Annotated in this window: 1 protein-coding gene; it reads right to left on the bottom strand. The window is 35.7% G+C overall.

What is annotated here, in order from left to right; genetic code table 11:
- Nucleotides 1-38: 38 nt before the first annotated feature.
- Nucleotides 39-1,897, bottom strand: a 1,859-nt coding sequence (locus GQR46_RS12860) for a bifunctional diguanylate cyclase/phosphodiesterase (protein WP_240922906.1), incomplete at its 5' end; no start/stop codon positions are given.

Raw genomic sequence — 1,897 nt, 5'->3', positions numbered from 1 at the left:
AACTAACTAACTAACTAACTAACTAACTAACTAACTAACTAACTAACAATATCCCAAGCACTTGTACCCGATGCTGAAAGGTTACTGGTGTTATTGCGTAATACTTTATTACCTACATTAGCTGATGACTCAGGTCGGCTTACTAAATAACCCTGAACAGAACTCACACCCATTTTTTTAACAAGTTCAAACTGCCCTATTTCTTCAACGCCTTCAGCTACAATTTTAAGGCCAAGTTTTTGTCCAAGCTCACTAATTGTATTTAATATATCATTATATTTTTGGCTTTTATTAGCTTGAGCTATAAACGAGCGATCAATTTTAATAACATCAATTGGTAAATCTGCTAATGTGCTCAACGAGCTAAAACCTGTACCAAAGTCATCAATAGCAATAGTAATGCCCTCTTCTCTTAGCCTGCTCAGCTCTTTAATTATTTTAGGGCTGGCTTTAATGAATGTTGATTCTGTAATTTCAAGCATTAAAGACGTAGCGGGTAAACCGGTTTTTTTGAGCTTCTTCATTATCCAATCATAAATGTCACGGTGCTTTAATTGAATGCCCGAAACATTTACTGATATTTTTACTTTACGCATACCTGCATTGTGCCATGCAGCCATTTGCCTACATGATTCAAGCATAATCCAATCGCCAAGTTCTAATATTAAATTAGACTCCTCTGCTATTGGAATAAATTCTGAAGGGGGGATCATGCCCTCAACTGGGTGGTCCCATCGGGTAAGTGCTTCGAAATAATCAATCATACAATCTTCAACATGCACAATTGGCTGAAAAGATAAGTAAAAATCTTTACACGCAACCGCTAAACGCAGCTCTTCAAGTAAATAATGGTAACGGCGCATTTTGTTACCCATTTCTGGCGAGTAAACTTTAAATATTCCCTTACCATCACTTTTAGCTCTATACATAGCTACATCGGCTAATTGTAAAAGCGCTTGAGGCGTTGATGCACTTTCTGGGTAAGCCGCAATACCAATACTGGCACTAATTTTTACTATTTTATTGCCAAGCACAAAGTCTTTTTCAAGCTCACTTAGTACGTGCTTAGCAATTTCAACAACTCTATCGCTATCATCAAGTAATTCTATAAAAATGGAGAACTCGTCTCCTCCTAACCTTGATAAGTTTTGCTCTAATTGGTTAGCACTATTTATGTTACTTAATTTATGGTGGCGTAAAACATTCGCAAGTCGGCTAGCAACTTGAACTAATATTTCATCACCAAAACTGTGACCAAACGAGTCGTTTACTTGTTTAAAACCATCAAGGTCTATAAACAGGAGCGCACACTTAAGATCTTCTTGATTAGCATGATTAATTTGTCTGTCGATATGTTCAATATATGCATGACGGTCAATTAATAACGTCAGTTTATCTTGGCATATACTGGTTTGAGTTTGTTTTACATAATTAGCCACATGCGTATTTAAACTATTTATTGATTGGCTTAAGCTGCTTACACCCAAAGGATTCTCTGCCGGTTTTACTTGCAAATTAAATGCAGTGAGTAAGCTATTGGCTTGAAGATTAAGCTCCGCTATTTGATTTTTATAATGACGCTTTCTACGCTCTCTGCGTAAGTACAGGCCAGAGCCAAATATTAAGATACATAAAAGTAAAAAATTAATAGGTGATGCAAGTGTCATTATAATTAACTTACTTGAATCAGCAGCTACAAACTGAGTGTCAGTGGTTTTAATAAGCAAAAAATCAGCTGTGGGCTGCTCAATTATATAATGGCCATTTAAGATCGGATTATACCAAGGAGCCATATCAAGAGTGGTATTCGTTATTTCGAAATTTCGTATATCAATACTGGTACTAAATAAATTTATACGATTAATCTGATTCGTTAACTCTATGTTTATGCAAAAAC

Source organism: Pseudoalteromonas sp. Z1A6 (genome assembly GCF_011378745.1).
Lineage (GTDB): Bacteria > Pseudomonadota > Gammaproteobacteria > Enterobacterales > Alteromonadaceae > Pseudoalteromonas > Pseudoalteromonas arctica.
Note: the sequence above shows the minus strand (reverse complement) of the source record. Positions and strands in the feature narration are given on the sequence as shown.